Source organism: Sulfurimonas sp. (assembly GCF_027056685.1).
GTDB lineage: Bacteria > Campylobacterota > Campylobacteria > Campylobacterales > Sulfurimonadaceae > Sulfurimonas.
Window position 1 is genome coordinate 1 of sequence record NZ_JALUKE010000038.1, and the last position, 1,571, is coordinate 1,571.

Genomic DNA, 1,571 nt, shown 5'->3' on the forward strand with positions numbered 1-1,571 from the left:
TATGAAGAAAAAATTATGAGCGAACACCATCAGCACAAGGTAAGTGGTAAAAACCTTTTTATCACAATCGTTTTAAATATCATCATTACTATTTCACAAGTTATTGGTGGAATTTTTTCAGGTTCACTTGCACTATTAAGTGATGCAATGCACAATTTTACTGATGTAGTCGCACTTTTTATTGCTTATTTTGCAAATCGTCTTGCAGGACGAGAAAATAGTGAATCAAAAACATTTGGCTACAAACGAGCAGAGATATTAGCATCACTTTTTAACGCCTCTGTACTCATTTGTATTGCTATATTTCTAATAGTTGAAGCATTTCATAAATTTTATCATCCCGAAGCTATTAATTCTATATGGGTTATAGCTTTAGGAATATTAAGTATTATTCTTAATAGTGCAAGTGTAGTACTTGTAAAAGATGATGCACATGACAATATGAACATAAAAGCTGCCTATTTACATCTACTCACTGATGTAATGACATCTGTTGCTATTGTAGTTGGTGGAGTATTGATGTACTATTTTGAGATTTTTTGGATAGACCCACTTATCTCTGTTCTTATTGCACTCTATCTTATTTGGGCTTCTTTTGATTTAATTAAAGAGAGTAGTGCTATTTTAATGCAATTTACGCCAAAAGAGATAGATGTACAAAAAGTTGTGGCACTCATCAAAGAAGAAGACGAAATAGAAGGTGTCCATCATGTTCATGTATGGCGTTTAGATGACCATCGTATTCATTTTGAAGCACATCTTGATTTTAAAGAAGACCTCTTGCTCTCAGTATCAAATAGAGTTATTGAAGTGCTAGAGCAGAAGCTTCATGATAATTTCAATATAGAACATACAATTTTACAATGTGAATACCATAGAGATGATAACAAAAGTATTATTGCAAAGGAAGAAAATGAGTGAAGCGTGTCATACCATGGGTAATGGCGAAATTTTAAATGCTGATAAAATGGATTATCCATTTTTTAAAGCAGTTTTGTACGGCGATAAAGTACTCTGTGCTAAATTGTCAAAACGTCTAAGTTGTGCTATTAAACATCTGTCTCTTCGAGTTGAGTTTTCTTATGAGTATGCTACTCAAAAAGCGATAGAAAAAGGGATAACAAAAGACCCCACACTTACTCTTGATGATATGATATTTATCGAAGGACTCATAGATACTGAAGAGATTACAGCAAAATTTAAATTTTTAGAAGGAGATAAAAGATGAAAGTAAAAAAACTATTTGTTATGTTTTTAGCAATATTTGGACTTAGCACTGTTAATGCTTTTGCAGATGAGCCTATGTTACAAGCAACACCATTTTCAGAAATTGAAAAAAAAGTAGGAAAAGAGCCTATGATGTTGGAGTTTGGAGCTACTCACTGTCGGAGTTGTATAGCTATGGGGAAAATACTTTATAAGATTAAAGAGAAATACCCAAAAAGTAATATCTATTTTATAGATATTTATGAAGATAAAAAGAGTGCTGAAAAATTCAAAGTAAGAATGATACCTACTCAAAAATATTTAGATAATAATGGCAGTGTTGTTGATACTCATATGGGTATTAT

3 protein-coding genes are annotated in these 1,571 nt (G+C 31.8%); all 3 read left to right on the top strand.

The features are described from left to right. A partial coding sequence (locus MVY38_RS01410; RefSeq protein ID WP_366939735.1) for a cation diffusion facilitator family transporter occupies window positions 1-921 on the top strand: 921 nt, incomplete at its 5' end. After that, on the top strand, window positions 914-1,228 hold the full coding sequence (locus MVY38_RS01415; RefSeq protein ID WP_297482668.1) for a hypothetical protein: 315 nt from the start codon (window positions 914-916) through the stop codon (window positions 1,226-1,228). The genes MVY38_RS01410 and MVY38_RS01415, both read left to right, overlap by 8 nt. Continuing rightward, window positions 1,225-1,571 (top strand): thioredoxin family protein (locus MVY38_RS01420; RefSeq protein ID WP_297482670.1); only part of this gene is annotated, 347 nt, incomplete at its 3' end. The genes MVY38_RS01415 and MVY38_RS01420, both read left to right, overlap by 4 nt.

Excerpts from the sequence above, each read along its gene's own strand:
- MVY38_RS01415 (WP_297482668.1), top strand. The coding sequence starts at position 914 with ATGAGTGAAGCGTGTCATACCATGGGTAATGGCGAAATTTTAAATGCT.